14 protein-coding genes are annotated in these 15,059 nt (G+C 75.6%); 8 read left to right on the forward strand and 6 right to left on the reverse strand.

The annotated features are described in order from the left end of the window. The first annotated feature begins 42 nt into the window (after nucleotides 1-42). The 3 genes from ACQP6G_RS05350 (at nucleotide 43) to ACQP6G_RS05360 (ending at nucleotide 3,062) form a co-directional block, all read left to right on the forward strand. Nucleotides 43-1,452: a glutamyl-tRNA reductase gene (locus tag ACQP6G_RS05350; RefSeq protein ID WP_429763173.1), complete on the forward strand. Its 1,410-nt coding sequence runs from the start codon at nucleotides 43-45 to the stop codon at nucleotides 1,450-1,452. 176 nt (nucleotides 1,453-1,628) lie between these two features. Beyond that, nucleotides 1,629-2,003 carry an SHOCT domain-containing protein gene (locus ACQP6G_RS05355; protein WP_429763174.1) on the forward strand — a complete coding sequence of 125 codons (375 nt, stop codon included), beginning with the start codon at nucleotides 1,629-1,631 and terminating at the stop codon, nucleotides 2,001-2,003. Nucleotides 2,004-2,111: 108 nt separating this feature from the next. Further along, nucleotides 2,112-3,062 (forward strand): Ppx/GppA phosphatase family protein, encoded by a 951-nt coding sequence (locus ACQP6G_RS05360; protein WP_429763175.1) that lies wholly within the window; start codon nucleotides 2,112-2,114, stop codon nucleotides 3,060-3,062. Nucleotides 3,063-3,101: 39 nt separating this feature from the next. Here the strand turns inward: ACQP6G_RS05360 and ACQP6G_RS05365 are convergent, their stop codons facing one another. From ACQP6G_RS05365 to ACQP6G_RS05380, 4 genes are all read right to left on the reverse strand, one after another. Continuing rightward, nucleotides 3,102-3,389 (reverse strand): DUF6510 family protein, encoded by a 288-nt coding sequence (locus ACQP6G_RS05365; RefSeq protein WP_429763176.1) that lies wholly within the window; start codon nucleotides 3,387-3,389, stop codon nucleotides 3,102-3,104. Then, nucleotides 3,389-4,099 carry a ferredoxin reductase gene (locus tag ACQP6G_RS05370; RefSeq protein WP_429763177.1) on the reverse strand — a complete coding sequence of 237 codons (711 nt, stop codon included), beginning with the start codon at nucleotides 4,097-4,099 and terminating at the stop codon, nucleotides 3,389-3,391. The genes ACQP6G_RS05365 and ACQP6G_RS05370 overlap by 1 nt, the downstream gene beginning before the upstream one ends. Continuing rightward, on the reverse strand, nucleotides 4,096-4,689 hold the full coding sequence (locus ACQP6G_RS05375) for a molybdopterin-dependent oxidoreductase (protein WP_429763178.1): 594 nt from the start codon (nucleotides 4,687-4,689) through the stop codon (nucleotides 4,096-4,098). Before ACQP6G_RS05375 ends, ACQP6G_RS05370 begins: the two co-directional genes overlap by 4 nt. Before the next feature lie 96 nt (nucleotides 4,690-4,785). Then, the gene (locus ACQP6G_RS05380) at nucleotides 4,786-6,150 is read right to left on the reverse strand and encodes a CoA transferase (protein WP_429763179.1); all 1,365 of its coding nucleotides are present in this window, start codon (nucleotides 6,148-6,150) and stop codon (nucleotides 4,786-4,788) included. Nucleotides 6,151-6,385: 235 nt separating this feature from the next. Here ACQP6G_RS05380 and ACQP6G_RS05385 point away from each other — a divergent pair, with 235 nt between their 5' ends. From ACQP6G_RS05385 to ACQP6G_RS05405, 5 genes are all read left to right on the forward strand, one after another. Next, nucleotides 6,386-7,219 (forward strand): DUF5926 family protein, encoded by an 834-nt coding sequence (locus ACQP6G_RS05385; RefSeq protein WP_429763180.1) that lies wholly within the window; start codon nucleotides 6,386-6,388, stop codon nucleotides 7,217-7,219. Nucleotides 7,220-7,587: 368 nt separating this feature from the next. Beyond that, a complete protein-coding gene (locus ACQP6G_RS05390) occupies nucleotides 7,588-8,385 on the forward strand; it encodes a glycosyltransferase family 2 protein (protein ID WP_429763225.1) in 798 nt (265 codons plus the stop codon). Nucleotides 8,386-8,525: 140 nt separating this feature from the next. After that, nucleotides 8,526-9,695, forward strand: coding sequence for an ROK family protein (locus tag ACQP6G_RS05395; protein WP_429763182.1), 1,170 nt, complete (start codon nucleotides 8,526-8,528; stop codon nucleotides 9,693-9,695). Then, on the forward strand, nucleotides 9,692-10,666 hold the full coding sequence (locus tag ACQP6G_RS05400) for a ChbG/HpnK family deacetylase (protein ID WP_429763183.1): 975 nt from the start codon (nucleotides 9,692-9,694) through the stop codon (nucleotides 10,664-10,666). The genes ACQP6G_RS05395 and ACQP6G_RS05400 overlap by 4 nt, the downstream gene beginning before the upstream one ends. After that, nucleotides 10,663-12,036 carry an MFS transporter gene (locus tag ACQP6G_RS05405; RefSeq protein ID WP_429763184.1) on the forward strand — a complete coding sequence of 458 codons (1,374 nt, stop codon included), beginning with the start codon at nucleotides 10,663-10,665 and terminating at the stop codon, nucleotides 12,034-12,036. The genes ACQP6G_RS05400 and ACQP6G_RS05405 overlap by 4 nt, the downstream gene beginning before the upstream one ends. Here the strand turns inward: ACQP6G_RS05405 and ACQP6G_RS05410 are convergent. Both ACQP6G_RS05410 and ACQP6G_RS05415 read right to left on the reverse strand, forming a co-directional pair. Next, a complete protein-coding gene (locus ACQP6G_RS05410; RefSeq protein ID WP_429763185.1) occupies nucleotides 11,982-13,232 on the reverse strand; it encodes an MFS transporter in 1,251 nt (416 codons plus the stop codon). The genes ACQP6G_RS05405 and ACQP6G_RS05410 overlap by 55 nt on opposite strands. Nucleotides 13,233-13,375: 143 nt before the next feature. Continuing rightward, entirely contained in the window at nucleotides 13,376-15,052 is a 1,677-nt protein-coding gene (locus ACQP6G_RS05415) for a glycoside hydrolase family 13 protein (protein ID WP_429763186.1), read from the reverse strand. Between the last annotated feature and the right edge of the window lie 7 nt (nucleotides 15,053-15,059).

The raw sequence follows: 15,059 nt of genomic DNA on the forward strand, positions 1-15,059 counted from the left end.
GATTCTGCCCCGCCTCGTCGGCCCTCTTAAAGTGGAGCCACTGTGGTACTCCTCTCCCTCACCGCCTCGCACCGCGAGCTGGACCTGGACGCGCTCGAGCGGCTGTCCACCGGGTCCGGCTCCGTCGGGCGCGTCGCCGTGGGGTCGTGCGGGCCCGTGCAGGGCGCCGTCGTGATCTCCACGTGCAACCGTTTCGAGCTCTACCTCGACGTGGACGCCCCGTTGCACGGCGACGCCGTCCGGCACACGACGAAGCACGTCGCGGCGCTGGTCGCGGCCGGCTCCGGGGTCTCGGAAGAGGTCGCGGCCGACTCGTTCACGGTCCGCACCGGGCCGGAGGTCACCTCGCACCTGTTCACGGTGGCCGCGGGCCTGGACTCGATGGTCGTGGGGGAGCGCGAGATCGCCGGGCAGGTGAAGCGCGCCCTCGCCGAGGCCCGCGACGACGGCACCACGTCCAAGACCCTCGAGCTGCTGTTCCAGACGGCGTCGCGCACGTCCAAGCGCGTCGGCACGCGGACGGAGCTCGGCGCCGCCGGGCGGTCCGTCGTGTCGCTCGGGCTGGACCTCGCCGGCCAGGACCTGCGGCGCGGACGCGCGGCCGAGCTCGACGCGTCGTGGCGGGGCCTGCGCGTGGTGCTCATCGGCACGGGCTCGTACGCGGGGGCGTCGGTGGCGGCCCTGCGTGCCCGCGGCTGCGACGACGTGCGGGTGTACTCGCGCTCCGGCCGCGCCGAGATCTTCGCGCAGGGCCACGACGTCGAGGCGGCGCCGGACCTCGTCGAGGCGCTCGCCGACGCCGACCTCGTGGTGTCGTGCTCGGGCGCCCGCGGCCGCCGGGCCGGCGGCGTCACGGACGGGCGGGCCGAGGCCTCCCTGGAGTACGTGCTCGACGCGGCCGCCGTGGTGCGCTCGCGCGAGCGGGCCGCGGTCGCCGCGGGCGACGAGCCGGAGCCGCGCCCCCTGGTCGTGCTCGACCTGGCGCTGCACCGCGACGTCGACCCGCGCGTCGCGGACGTCGAGGGCGTGCTGCTGTACGACCTGGGAACGCTCAAGGCGCACGCCCCGGCCACCGCCGCGGACGTCGTCGACCGTGCCCGGCGGATCGTGGACGACGCGGCCGCGGGCTTCGAGGAGACCCGCCTGGGCCGCGCCGCGGACGCCGCCGTCGTGGCGCTGTTCGACGCGGCCGAGGTCGAGGTCCGCCGGGAGGTCGACGCGGCGGTCGACCGCCTCACCACGGAGCTGGCGGCGCGCGGCGGGACCACCCCCGACGAGGCCGACGTCGACGCCATCTCGCGTGACGTCCGCAAGCGGGTGCACGCCGCCCTGCACGGCGAGATCGTGGCCGCGCGGGCGGAGGCGCTGGCCCGGGCGCGGGCCGAGGAGGCCGCCGTCGTGGCGGGCGCCGAGGAGCTCGTCGAGGACGCCGAGCGCGCCGACCGGCGCTGATCGTCCCGCCTGTCGCGAACCTCCCGCAGAGCCCGGTTCGCCGGTTGGGGGCCTAGATCACCCCGTTTCAGCGCGCGCGTCCGGCATGTCGGCACTAGCGTGCCGAAAGCGGGCACCTGGCCGCCCCTGTCGGCCGTCGACGGTGTGGGAACCGCCTTCGAAAGGACGCGCTGAACATGGACACCTTCTGGGACTTCTTCTGGTACCTCGTCTGGATCTTCCTCTTCGTGGCTTACCTGATCGTCCTCTTCCAGATCCTCACCGACCTCTTCCGTGACCGGGACCTGTCGGGCTGGTGGAAGGCGGTGTGGGTCATCTTCCTGATCTTCGTCCCGATGATCACCGCGCTGATCTACCTCATCGCCCGCGGGCGGGGGATGTCGGAGCGCCAGCTCGCGGCGGTGAAGGAGGCCAAGGCCGGCACCGACGCGTACATCCGGGAGGTCGCGGGCAGCCCGGCCGACCACATCGCCCAGGCGAAGAAGCTGCTCGACGAGGGCACCATCACGCCGGAGGAGTACGCGCAGCTCAAGGCGAAGGCGCTCGCCTGACCACTCCCGGCTGACCGGCTCACGACGCCCGGCCCCGCCCCGCGGGACCGGGCGTCGTCGTGCGCGGGGCGGGTACGGCGTCCGACGCCGCCGCTACGCTCGGCTGCCATGAGCAGCGCAGCCCGGGCCTCCGCGCCCCGCCTCGGCGTGATCGACATCGGCTCCAACACGGTGCACCTGCTCGTGCTGGACGCGCGGTACGGCGTGCGGCCGGTGCCGCACGCGGAGCGCAAGATCACGGTGCGCCTCATGCGGTACCTCGACGCCGACGGCGCGGTCACGGACGAGGGGCGGCGCACGATCCTGGCCGCCGTCGACGACGTCATGGAGCTCGCCCGCGAGTCCGCGGTCGACGAGCTGCTGCCGATGGCGACCTCCGCGCTGCGGGACGCCGCGAACGGCACCGCGGTGCTCGCGGAGATCGCCGGGCGCGTGGGGCGCGAGGTGGTCGTGCTGTCGGGCGAGGACGAGGCCCGGCTCACGTTCCTCGCCGCCCGCCGCTGGCACGGGTGGGCCGCCGGCCGGCTCCTGGTGCTCGACATCGGCGGCGGCTCGCTGGAGATCGCGACCGGCGTCGACGAGGAGCCGGACCTCGCCGCGTCCGTGCCGCTCGGCGCCGGCCGGACCACGAGGGAGCACCTGCCCGACGACCCGCCCCCGCCCGACCAGGTCCAGGCGCTGCGCGTGCACGCCCGCGCGCTGCTGACGCCCGTCGTCGACAGGCTGGCCACCGTGCCGGCACCCGACCACGTGGTCGCGACGTCGAAGACGTTCCGCTCGCTCGCGCGGCTGGCCGGCATGCAGGTGGAGGCCGTCGGCCCGGACGACCGCTGGCGGTTGCGCCTGCCCCAGCTCGCGGACTGGGTGCCGCGGCTGGCCCGCCTCACCGCCGAGGGCCGCACCGCGCTGCCCGGCGTGACGCCGGAGCGCACCTATCAGATCGTCGGCGGTGCGGTCGTGGCGGAGGAGACCATGCGCGCGCTCGGCGTCGACGAGGTCGAGATCTGCCCGTGGGCGCTGCGCGAGGGCGCCGTGCTGCAGTGGCTCGACCACCTGTGAGGCCCGATCCTCGGTGCAGCCGGCACTGATCCGGCGGGATCAGCGGGACGGGGCCTGCACCCACGCCGCGCCGGACGAGGACACGCGGACGCCGTCGGGTCGCTCGACGACGACGAGCAGCACGGCGGCGCACGTCGCGCACCGCACGACGCCGCCCATGGCGGACAGGTGCACGGTCGTGCGGGCGAGGACGTCGGTGTGCCCGCAGCTCGCGCAGCGCACGACGGCGCTCGTGGTCTCGAAGGCGTAGACCTCGCTCAGTGCGCCGGCCAGGGCCGACCCGTCGAGGACGGGCCCGCCCGGGGCGGACGGCTCGGGGGACGACATCAGGCACCTCCGAATCGCTCGGTGCGGACCCGGTCGGGCGGGTGCCCGAGGCCGGTCAGCAGGCCGGCCGCCGCCTCCACGAAACCGGTGGGGCCGCAGACGAAGACCTCCGTGCCGTCGTCCGGGCCGAAACCGGGGGCGACGAGGTCGTCGGTCGTGATCCGGCGGGGTGGAGTCGGCCACCCCGGCGGGGCCTCGCGCGTGAAGACCCAGCGCACGTCGAACCCGCGGTCGGGGGTGTCGACCTCCCCGCGCTCGATCACGTCGGCGGGCGTGCGTACGGAGCACACGAGGCGGAACGGCGCGCGGCGGCCGGTGCTGCGGCGGGCGCGCAGCATCGCGAGGAACGGCACGACGCCGGAGCCGCCGGCGACGAGCAGCACCGGGGCGGTGTCGGCGTCGTGCCAGACGAAGTACCCGCCGAGCGGGCCGCGCACCTCGAGCTGGTCGCCCGGCCGGGCGTCGCGGACCAGGTAGGGCGACACCTCGCCGTCGGGGACCTCGTCCACGACGAGGTCGACGCGCTCGTCGTGCCCCGTCTCGGCGAGCGAGTAGGCGCGGGTGGCCTGGTAGCCGTCGGGGGCGGTGAGCCGCACGTCGACGTGCTGGCCGGGCAGCGCCCCGACGAACCCGGGCACCGCCAGGGTCAGGGCGCGGGCGGTGCGCGTCAGGGGCCGCGCCCCGACGACCGTCGCGACGTGCCAGCTCACGCGTACCGCTGCTCGAGCCAGGGGTCGCCGTAGGCGTGGTACCCGTTCTGCTCCCAGAACCCCAGGTCGTCGTCGTCCATGAGGTCCAGGCCGCGCAGCCACTTGGCGCTCTTCCAGAAGTACAGGTGCGGCACCAGCAGCCGGGCAGGCCCGCCGTGCACGGGCTCCAGCGGCTCGCCCTCGAACTCGTACGCCACCCACGCCTGCCCGTCGAGCAGGTCCTGCAGCGGCAGGTTCGTGGTGTAGCCGCCGTAGGAGCGCGCCATGACGAACTCGGCGCTCGTCTCGACGTCGGCCAGCAGCGTGTCCAGGGAGACGCCGCGCCACGTCGTGCCGAGCTTGGTCCAGTGCGTCACGCAGTGGATGTCGGTGACGACGTCCTCGGCCGGCAGCGCCAGGAGCTGCTCCCACGTCCACGAGACGCCCTCGCCCGTCTCCGTGCGGACGGTGAGCTCCCAGCGGGACACGTCCACGTCTGGGGTCGGCCCTGCCGACAGCACGGGGAAGTCGTCCGTGACGAACTGCCCCGGCGGCACCTCGTGCTCCGGTTCGGGGCGCCGGCCCCCGAACCCTCGTGTCACGACCGCCATCGCCGACCCCTCTCACGCCGCGGCCCGGACGGTGCGTGCCGGGTCAGGTCCGATGACACCAGAGGCCCGGCCCCTTCGCACGTCCCGGGCCGAGGATCACCCCGGCAGCGGTGTCGACCAGGCGGCGTGGTCCGTGCCCCAGGGGTGGGCGGGCGCCGGGTGGTCGTCGTGGCCGGGCAGCGCGGGGCGGGCGGTCGTGACGCGCGGGTGACGGCCGTGGCTCACGACCGCTTCCGGTCCGGGCGCGGCGGCGGGCGGGTGCTCGGGGTCGCGGGTGTCGGCGTCGAGCAGCCAGGCCGCGGTGCGGGCCAGCGCGGCCGAGACGTCGCGCCCGCGCCCGTCGTCGCGGCGGGCGGCGAGCGCGTCGACCACGCCGGCGGCGAGCAGGTAGCCCGTCGCGTGGTCGAGCGCCTGCGCGGGCAGCGCGCCGGGGGTCCCGCCGTCCGGCGACTCGAGCAGCGCGACGCCCGACGCCGCCTGCACGATCGAGTCGAAGCCGCGGCGGTGCGCCCACGGACCCTCGACGCCCCAGGCCGACACGTGCGCGACGACGGCGCCCGGCGGTGGGCGCAGCCGGAACCGGTCGAGCGCGCCGGGGCGGTAGCCGGTGACCAGCACGTCGGCGTCGTCGAGCAGGGTCTGCGCGCGCTCGCGGTCGCCGTCGTCGCGCAGGTCGAGCAGGGTCGTGCGCTTGCCCTGCCCGACGTCGAGGTGCTGGTGCCGGATCTCGGCGGGCAAGGGCGGGTCGACGCGCAGCACGTCGGCGCCGAGGGCGGCCAGCGCCCGGGTGGCGACGGGTCCGGCGATGACGCGGGTGAGGTCGAGCACGCGCACCCCCGCGAGGGGTGCGGCCCCGCCAGCCAGGACGGCCGGCCGGGCGACGACGTCGTCGCGCACCCCGGCCCGCACCAGCGCCCCCCGCGAGGCGGCCCGGCCGGGCGCGGACGCGCGCCACCCCGCCTCGGGGCGCACGCGGACGGCGATCGCGCCCGCGGCGGCGGCGTCGTCCTCCACGGCGCCGGCCGAGGTGTCCGCGAGCCGGGCGGCGAGGTCGTCCCGGTCGGCGCCGTCGCGAAGGCCGAGCAGGCGCAGCAGCCGGACCCGGTGGTGCGGGTAGTTGGCGTGCGTGCGCACCCAGCCGTCGCGGGTGCGGAAGAAGCCGGACAGCGGCGCGAACCCCGGGACCGGCCGCCCGTCGAGCCGCAGCAGCCGGTCGGAGCCGAACGACGCCGCGAGCCGCGCCGGCGACGGCCCGCGCTCCACCAGGGGGCCGGTCGCGCCCGCGCGGCGGGCGGCCGAGGCGAAGGCCGCGACCGACCCTGCCGCCAGGTCCAGCGCCGGCAGCGTGCCGGCGAGCCAGTGGTCCCGCGCGCCGTCGAGCGGCGGGACGTCGTCGTCGGTCCGGGCACCGTCGTCGAGCCCGGACCGGTAGTCCGCCACGAGGCGGCGCCACGGCTCCATCCCGTCACCGTACCCACGCCCTCCGGGGACGACCCGACCTGGCGAGGTAGTACCGGACCCGTCGAGGTAGTACGAGATCGCGCGAGGTGGTGCCGGGCCCCGCGAGGTGGTGCGGCACGCCACGAGGTACTACCTCGGCAACCTCCGTACTACCTCGGCGAGCCCCGTACTACCTCGGCGGGACCGGTACGACCTGGGCGGGAGGGGGGTGTGCCGGGCCGATAGGATCGCGGGCATGGCCAAGAGCTCTGCGACCGCCCCTGTCCTGCGTCCGTTCGAGGGTCTTCCCGGGGAGGCGGACTGGGTCGCGCTGCGCGAGGTGGTGCCGTCCGCCACGGCGACGGCGCGCACGACGGCCGACCACGGCGGGCGCGACGTCACCGTCACGACCGTCCTGCCCGGCGGCTGGTGCGCGCTGCACCGTGAGGACGGCACGGTCCTGCTCGCGCTGCAGGGCCTGGGCGCCTCCGACGACCTCAGCCGCGACCTGGCCGCCGCGCTCCTCGCGGCGCTCGCGGCGGAGCCCGGCTCGGGCATCCTGCCCGAGGAGCTGCCGGCCCCGGCGGACGACGACCCGCGCCTGCAGGACGTGCTCGACCTCGACGTCCCGTTCGAGGTGACCGTGCACGACGGCTACGACTACTGGATCGACGCCGGCACGCAGATGACGGACGAGATCCGCGAGTCCCTCGACGAGGCCGCGGAGTCGTCCATCCCCACCGTGAAGCTGGCGTCGGTCCCCGCGGCGTACTGGTGCCGGATGTCGCGCGAGTTCCTGCGCTGGGCGCGCACGGAGGACGAGGACGCCGTGGTCGACGCGATCGCGCGGCTGCACGCGCGCCGCGAGTCCGGCCTCGCGGGCGGCAAGTTCCTCGGGATGTTCCGCGCCTGCGGGCTCGTCGTGCCGGTCTGGGAGCTGCCGCGCGGCACCGAGGCGGCGGAGCTGGAGGAGCCGGTGGCGGAGCTCGCGGCCCGGCTCGACGAGGCGCTCGCGGTGACCGAGCCGCTGGACGCGAACGAGCGACGCGCCCGGGCCGGTATCGTCTCCCGACAGGTGACGCTGCGCTGACGCGGCGCCGCCCGGCGGCCTCGGCCGCCGGCGGTACCCCGCGACGTCGCGGGCTCCGCACGATCTTCACGGACCGTCCCGCTCGACACCGTTTCTTGACCAGAGATCGGGCGTTCCGGGGGAGTACAGTTTCTCAGGAAAAGTTTGCTCTTCTGATTCCCGGTGATTCCCCCAAGGGGACACCGCACAGCACGCCGGCGGAGCGCCGGCCGACACGGGCGAGAGAACCCAACAGGCAGGGAGTCGTGAACACGGACCACGGAGCGACCCGCACGGGCGCTGAGGTGTCCACCAGCCAGGACGAGGCCGGCGAGCGGAACTCCGTCGCCGGCGGCGACGGCAGCGTCGTGACGACCCGCGTGGGCGCGCTGCCGGTCGCCAAGACCCCGCGGCCACCGGTCGCGCAGGGGAGGCGCAACCCGCAGCGCGTCGCGGTGATCATCCCCGCGAAGGACGAGTCGGCGCGCATCGCGGCGACCGTGCGCTCGGCCCGCGCGATCCCGCACGTCGACCTCGTGCTGGTGGTCGACGACGGCTCGACCGACGACACGCAGCACGTCGCGCGCGACGCGGGCGCCGTCGTCGTGCGCCACTCGCACAACCGCGGCAAGGCGTCCGCGATGGAGACCGGCGCGGCGGTCGTCGCGATGCGCGACGCCGACGGCCGGGCCCCGCGACTCCTGCTGTTCGTCGACGGGGACCTCGGTGACACCGCCGTCAACACGGCGCCCCTCGTCGCCCCGGTGCGCGAGGGCGTGGCCGACCTCGCCATCGCGCTGCTGCCGAAGCAGACCGGGGCCGGCGGTCGCGGCATCGTCGTCGGCACGGCGCGCCGCGCCATCCAGCACCTCACCGGGTGGAGCCCGAGCCAGCCGCTGTCCGGGATGCGCTGCCTCACCCGCGAGGCGTTCGAGGCGGCGACGCCGCTGGCGCACGGCTGGGGCGTGGAGACGGGCATGACGATCGACCTGCTCCGCCAGGGCTACGTCGCCGTCGAGGTGCCGTGCGACCTCAGGCACCGCGCTTCGTCGAACGACCTCAAGGGCCAGCTGCACCGGGCCGGGCAGTACCGGGACGTCGTGCTCGCGGTCAACGCGCGCCGCGTGCGCGGGGCGGTGGACGCGGTGCGCGGCATCGGGCGTTCGCACGAGAGCGCGCAGTCCTGACCCGGGCGACCTGACCGGGCCGCCGGGGCCGATCTGGCCCCTGATCAGCGCCGACACCTCGCGTCGACAACCTCGCCGGGGCGTGGCTAGGCTCGCAGCGCCGGGACGAACGCGTCCCGTCCCGCCCCGACGGAGGCCTGATGCCCACCACCACTGACACCGGAGCTCCCGGCCCGCTGCGCGGGTCCGACGTCCTGGAGGTGCTCGACGCGCTGGTGGCCGCCGGTCCGGCCGACGACGCCTCGGTCGCCGAGGCGACCGGCCTGCCCCGCGCGACCGCCGCGGACGCTCTCGCGGCGCTCCGGGCGAGCGGCGCGGCCGCGGACGACGGCGCCGCGGGCGGGTTCCGGGTGGACCCGGACACCGCGTTCGGGCTCGGCGTGGACGTCGCCCGGGACCGGGTGCGGGTCGCCCTGGTGGACGCGACCGGCGCCGTCCGGGCGCGTGCGGAGCGGCGGGACGTGCAGCGCACCCCCGTGGCGCGGGCGCGGGCCGCGGCGGTGCTGGCGAACTCCTGCCGGGAGGACGTCGAGGCGCGGCTCGCGCCGGGCCGCCGGGTCGAGGTGAGCCGCGCGGTCGTGGCGTTCCCCGCCGTCGTCGGGGCCGACCGGACCACGGTGCTGCACGTGCCCGGGTACGAGAAGGGCGGGACGGCCCTGCACGACGCCCTGGTGGACGCCCTGGCCTGCCCCGTGACGCTGGACAACGACGTGAACCTGGCCGCGGTGGCGGAGCAGCACCGGGGAGCCGGGCGCGGACGCACGTCCTTCGTGACGGTCTCGTTCGGCGCGGGGTTCGGGGCCGGCATCGTGCTCGACGGCCGGGTGCACCGGGGCGCCGCAGGCATCGCGGGCGAGGTGGCGTTCCTGCCGCAGCCAGGGCACGCCCTGGGGGAGCAGGTGCTGGGCGACGCCGCGATCGCGGCGCTGGCGAAGGACCACGACCTGCCGGAGGACGTCACCGTCCGTGAGCTCCTCGACCGCGCGGAGCAGGGCGACGGGGTCGCGGACGAGGTCGTCGCGGAGCTGGCGCGCCGGGTCGCCGTCATCGTCGCGTCGTTGGCGATCGTGCTCGACCCGGAGGCCTTCGTCCTGGCCGACGAGGCGGCGCGGCCCGCGATCCACGACCGGGTCGCCAGCTACCTCCGCGACCGCATCGGCGTCCTGCCCGTCCACATCGACGCGTCGCCGCTCGGCGCGGACGGCGCCGTGCTGGGCGCCGCGTGGGCCGCCGGCGAGGCGCTGCGCGCGCGGATCGCCGACGACGTGGCCGACGACGCGGCGGCGGTCGTCGACGGGGCCACCCGGTGAGCGCGGCCGGCGCGCCGCCGTCCGACCTGACCGCCCGCCTCGGGCTCGCCCCCGACGCCCGTGCGATCATCCTCAACGCGGACGACCTGGGCATGTGCCGGGCCGCCAACCGCGCGATCCTGCCGCTGCTCGGCGAGGGGCTCCTGGACTCCTCGACGGTGATGGTGCCGTGCCCGTGGGCGCCGGACGCCCTCGCGGCGGCGGCCACGGACCCAGGGCTGGACGTGGGCGTGCACCTGGTCCTGACGAGCGAGTGGACCCGCTACCGGTGGCGGCCGCTCACCGGCGTGGGCACGTCGCTGGTGGACGACGCCGGGTACTTCCCCACCGCGGTGGACGTCGTCGAGCGTCACGCGCGGGACGAGGACGTCGCCGCCGAGCTCGCGGCCCAGCTCGACGCCGCGCTCGCCGCGGGCGTCGACGTCAGCCACCTGGACAACCACATGGGCTCGGTCTACGGGCTCGCCACCGGCCGCACGTTCCTGTCGCAGGTGCTGGAGCTCGCGGCGACGCGCGGCCTGCCGTTCCGGCTGCCGCGCTCGCTGGACGGGCTCGCGGCGATGGGCGCCGACCCCGACGCGCCGGGGTCGCAGGCGATCCTCGACGCCGCGACCGCCGCCGCCGACGCGGCCGGCGTCGTCATCCTCGACCGGCTGTGGACGCACCCGTTCGAGCTGGCGGGCGAGGGCACCCCCGACGCGGAGGGGTACGAGGCCGTGAAGGCCGGCTTCCTCGACCTGCTGCGCGGCGTGCAGCCGGGGGTCACGGAGATCTTCCTGCACCCGATGCTGCACGACGACGAGCTGCGCGACGCCGTCGACTACGCGGCGCCCAAGCGCGGCTACGAGGAGCGGCTGCTCCGCGACCCGGACGTGGCCGCCGTGATCGAGGACGAGGGCCTGGTCCGCGTCGGCTGGCGCGACCTGCGCGCGGTGCAGCGGGGCGAGACGGTGCAGCGGGGCGAGCGGTGAGCGACACCGGGACCCGCGCGGGCGTCCTCGCCCGGCTGCGCGACCGGCGTCTCGAGGGGGACCCGACCCGGGCGCAGGCCGTCGCCTACGGCGCGTCCGCGTTCCCGGCGAACCTCATGCTGCAGACGTTCTCCGCGTTCGTCGTCTTCTTCTACGTGGACCACCTGGGCGTGCCCGCCGGCTGGGTCGCGGGCGCGATGGTGGCGCACGGCGTCCTCAACGCCGTCCTCAACCCGGTGGTCGGGGCGGCGTCCGACCGGCGCCGCACGCGCTGGGGCCGCCGCGTCCCGTGGATCGTGCTGGGGATCGTGCCGCTCGTCGTGTCGTTCGCGCTCGTGTGGGCGCCGCCGTCCCTGCCCGCGGCGGGGCTGGTGGTGTGGTTCCTGCTCGTCGTCGCGGTGTTCGACGTCGCCTACGTGGCGGTCGTGCTCAACGTGTCCGCGCTGTTCCCGGAGATCTTCCGGACGACGGCGGAACGGGCGCGCGGCAACGCGCCCCGGCAGCTCTTCGCCCTGGTCGGGATGATCCTCGGCACGGCGGGGGCGCCGCTGCTGTACGACGCGATCGGCTGGGCCGGGATGGGTGTCGCGCTCGCCGTCGTGTGCGCCGCCTTCTTCGCCTGGTCGCTGCTGGGGATGGTGGAGCGCGACGCCGACGACGCCGTGCGGGCACGCGAGTCCGCCGTCGGGCTGCGCGACCAGCTGCGGTACACGTTCGCCAACCGCGCGTTCGTCACGTACGTGCTCGGGTCGCTGCTGCTGCAGAGCACCACGGCGGTGCTGCTGGCCGGGATCCCGTTCTACGTGAAGTACACCGTGGGCGGCACGGAGGCGGACGCGACGCTGCTGCTGGCGCCGATCTTCGTGGCCGCCATCCCCGCGATCTGGGGCTGGTCGTGGGTGGTGCGCCGGCTGGGGCCGCGCACCACGATGCTCGCCGTCGTCACCGTGTACGGCCTGGCGACGTGCCTCTACCTGCTGCCGACGACCGTGCTCGGCGCCGCGGTGGCCGGGCTCGCCGTCGGCCTCGGCGTCGCCGGACTCATGCAGGTGCTGGAGGTGGCCCTCGGCCAGGTGATCGACGACGACGAGCGCCGCACCGGCCTGCGCCGCGAGGGCATGTACTTCGGCGCGAACGGCTTCGTGGTGCGCGGGTCCGTCGTGGTGCAGGCGGTGGTCGTGGCCGGCGTGCTGGCCGCGAGCGGGTACGTCGAGGGTGCGGCGACGCAGGTGCCGCAGGTGGCCGCCGGCATCCGTCTGCTCGTCGGCGGGGTGCCGGTGGCGCTCGCCGCCCTGGCCTTCGTCTGCTTCTGGCTCTATCCCCTGCGCTCCGCGGCGCCGGCCGCGCCCGCCCCCGCCGCCACGCCCTGAGCCTTGCCGCCGCGCCGTGCGACGAGCCTGTTCAGGCGCTCGGACATGACCAGGCCCAGCGCCACGAGCACCGCGAGGAACAGGGGGAACACCCAGGCCCCGGCCCACGTCGAGAGCACGCCGAAGGCGGGCGGCGCGAGGGTCGAGCCGGTGTACGCCGCGGCCATCTGGATCCCGATGATCGCCTGCGAGCTGCGCGCGCCGAAGTTGACCGGCGTGGAGTGGATGATCGCGGGGTAGATCGGCGCGCACCCCAGTCCCGCGACCACGAGGCCCGCCAGGGCGGGCACGGGCGTGCCGACGGGCAGGGCGACCAGCAGGACACCGAGGCCGACCACCGCGAAGCCGCCGCGGATCAGCAGCTTGTCGCCGACCCTGTCGGCGAAGAATCCGGCGAGGAACCGCCCGGCGGTGATGCCGAGGAGGAAGAGGGAGGCGAACGCGGCCGCGGTGGCGTCGTCGACCCCGCGGTCGGTGACCAGGTACGTCGACGCCCACAGGATCGCGGTGCTCTCGAGCGCGCAGTAGGCGAAGAACGCGGCCAGGACCAGCAGGACGCCGGGGATCCGCAGTGCCTGTGCGAGCGGGACGTGCGAGCCGCCGGTCGCCGGCTCGCCGTCGCCGGCGTGCTCGGCGCCGGGGGCCGGCCCGACCTTTCTCCAGAGCGGGATGCTGAGGATCAGCACGGCCGTGAGCACCGCCTGCGTGACGCCGACGATGCGGTAGGCGCTGGACCAGCCCAGGCCCGAGGTGATCGCGTAGCTCATGATGAACGGGCTGATCGAGGCGCCCAGGCCCCAGAAGCTGTGCAGCCAGTTCATGTGCCGCGCCGCGAAGTGCAGGGCGACGAAGTTGTTGAGCGCCGCGTCGACCGCGCCCGCCCCCAGACCGTAGGGGACGGCCCAGAGGCAGAGCAGCCAGAACGAGCCCGAGACGGAGAAGCCCACGAGCGCGGCGGCGGTCAGCCCGACGCTCACGGCGGTGACGGCGCCGGCGCCGAACCTCCGGGTCACCCGCTCGGACGCGAGGCTGGAGAGGATCGTGCCGCCCGCGATGATCATGGTGATGATCCCGGCGAAGGCGACGGGGACGCCGAGGTCCTGGTGCATCACGGGCCAGCCCGCACCGACGAGGGAGTCCGGGAGCCCGAGGCTGACGAAGGCGACGTAGATGAGGGCGAGGAGGAGCGAGTACACGGTGGGGCGGGTCGCCTTTCACGGGTGGCTGGCGGGAGACACGGCGAGGTCCATCCTCGCAGTCGTCGCCCGCGTCCGGGTCGAGCCTGCCCCACCCCGGCGGGTGACGGCAGGCTCGACCTGAAGGACGGGTCGGACAGGCGTCAGGACCGGAGCCAGGCGGTCGTGCCGCCGGGCAGCGCGCCGCCGGCGAGGGGCGCGCTGCCCAGCAGCACCTCGCCCTCGGGCAGCGGCACGGCGGCCGCGCCGAAGTTGGTGACGCTGGTCCACCCGTTGGGGCGGCGGAACGCGAGGACGTCCGGCGAGCCCGTCTCGAGCCACTCGAGCTCCTCGGCGGTCTGCAGCTGTCGCCGGAGACGCAGCGCGTCGCGGTAGAGCTCCAGCGTCGAGCCCTCGACGCCGTCCTGGGCGTCGGCGGCGTGCTCGGCGAACCATGCCGGCTGCGGCAGGTGCGCGGGCCCGTCGCCGAAGCCGAGCGACGGCCCGTCGGCGGTCCAGGGCAGCGGCACGCGGCAGCCGTCGCGGCCGACCTCGACCCCCCGGTGGCGGAAGAACGTCGGGTCCTGGCGCTCGCCGTCGGGGATGTCCGCGACCTCGTGCAGGCCGAGCTCCTCGCCCTGGTAGAGGTACGACGAGCCGGGCAGCGCGAGCTCGAGCAGCGTGGCGGCGCGCGCCCTGGCCAGCCCGGCCGCGCGGTCGAGCTGGTCCTCCGGGCCGCCGGCGAGCAGCCAGTCCGTGCCGCCCTTGCGCCGGTCGTCGCCGCGGGGGGCGAGGCCGTAGCGGGTGGCGTGCCGCACCACGTCGTGGTTGGAGAAGACCCAGGTGGTCGACGAGCCCGACGCCGCTGCCAGCTCCAGGTTGGCCGTGATGATGCGGCGGAACTGCGCGGCGTCGAAGTCGGCCTCGAGCAGGTCGAAGTTGAACGCCTGCCCCAGACCGTCCCTGCTGGCGTACCGCGCGCGGCGCTCGGCAGAGCCCACCCACGCCTCCGCGACGGCGGTCCGGGGCGGGTCGTAGGAGTCGAAGACCTCGCGCCACGCGGCGTACACGTCGTGCACGTCGTCGCGGTCGAACAGGGGGTGCTGGCCGTCGCGCGGCAGCGCCTCGAGCTCGTCCTGGGACGGGAGCGGCTCGCCGTCGGGGGGCAGGTCCTTGGTGAGCATGTGCGCCACGTCGATGCGGAACCCGTCGACGCCGCGGTCGGACCAGAAGCGCAGCGTGCGCAGGAAGTCCTCGCGCACCTCCGGGTTGTCCCAGTTGAGGTCCGGCTGCTCGACGGCGAAGTGGTGGAAGTACCACTGCCCGTCGCCCACCGGCTCCCAGGCGGGGCCGCCGAAGGTGGAGGTCCAGTCCGCGGGCGGCAGCTCGCCGTGCTCGCCGAGGCCGTCGCGGAAGATGTAGCGGTCGCGGGCGGGCGACCCCTTCGGCGCGGCGAGGGCCTCGGCGAACCACTCGTGCAGGTTCGAGGTGTGGTTGGGGACGATGTCGACGACGACGCGGATCCCCGCGCCGTGCAGCGCGGCGACCATCTCGTCGAAGTCGGCGAGCGTGCCGATCTTCGGGTCGACGTCGCGGTAGTCGGCGACGTCGTAGCCGCCGTCGGCCAGCGCGGAGGGGTAGAACGGGCTGAGCCACACGGCGTCGATCCCGAGGGCGGCCAGGTAGTCCACGCGGGAGGTGACGCCGCGGAGGTTGCCGATGCCGTCGCCGTCGGAGTCCGCGAAGCTGCGGGGGTAGATCTGGTAGACGGCGGCCTGGCGCCACCAGGTGGCGTCGGAGCCCTCGGTGGTGGGGGCGGGGACGTCGAGCAGGTCGCTCATGGGGTGC

It is taken from the genome of Isoptericola nanjingensis (assembly GCF_050311635.1).
Classification (GTDB): domain Bacteria; phylum Actinomycetota; class Actinomycetes; order Actinomycetales; family Cellulomonadaceae; genus Isoptericola; species Isoptericola nanjingensis.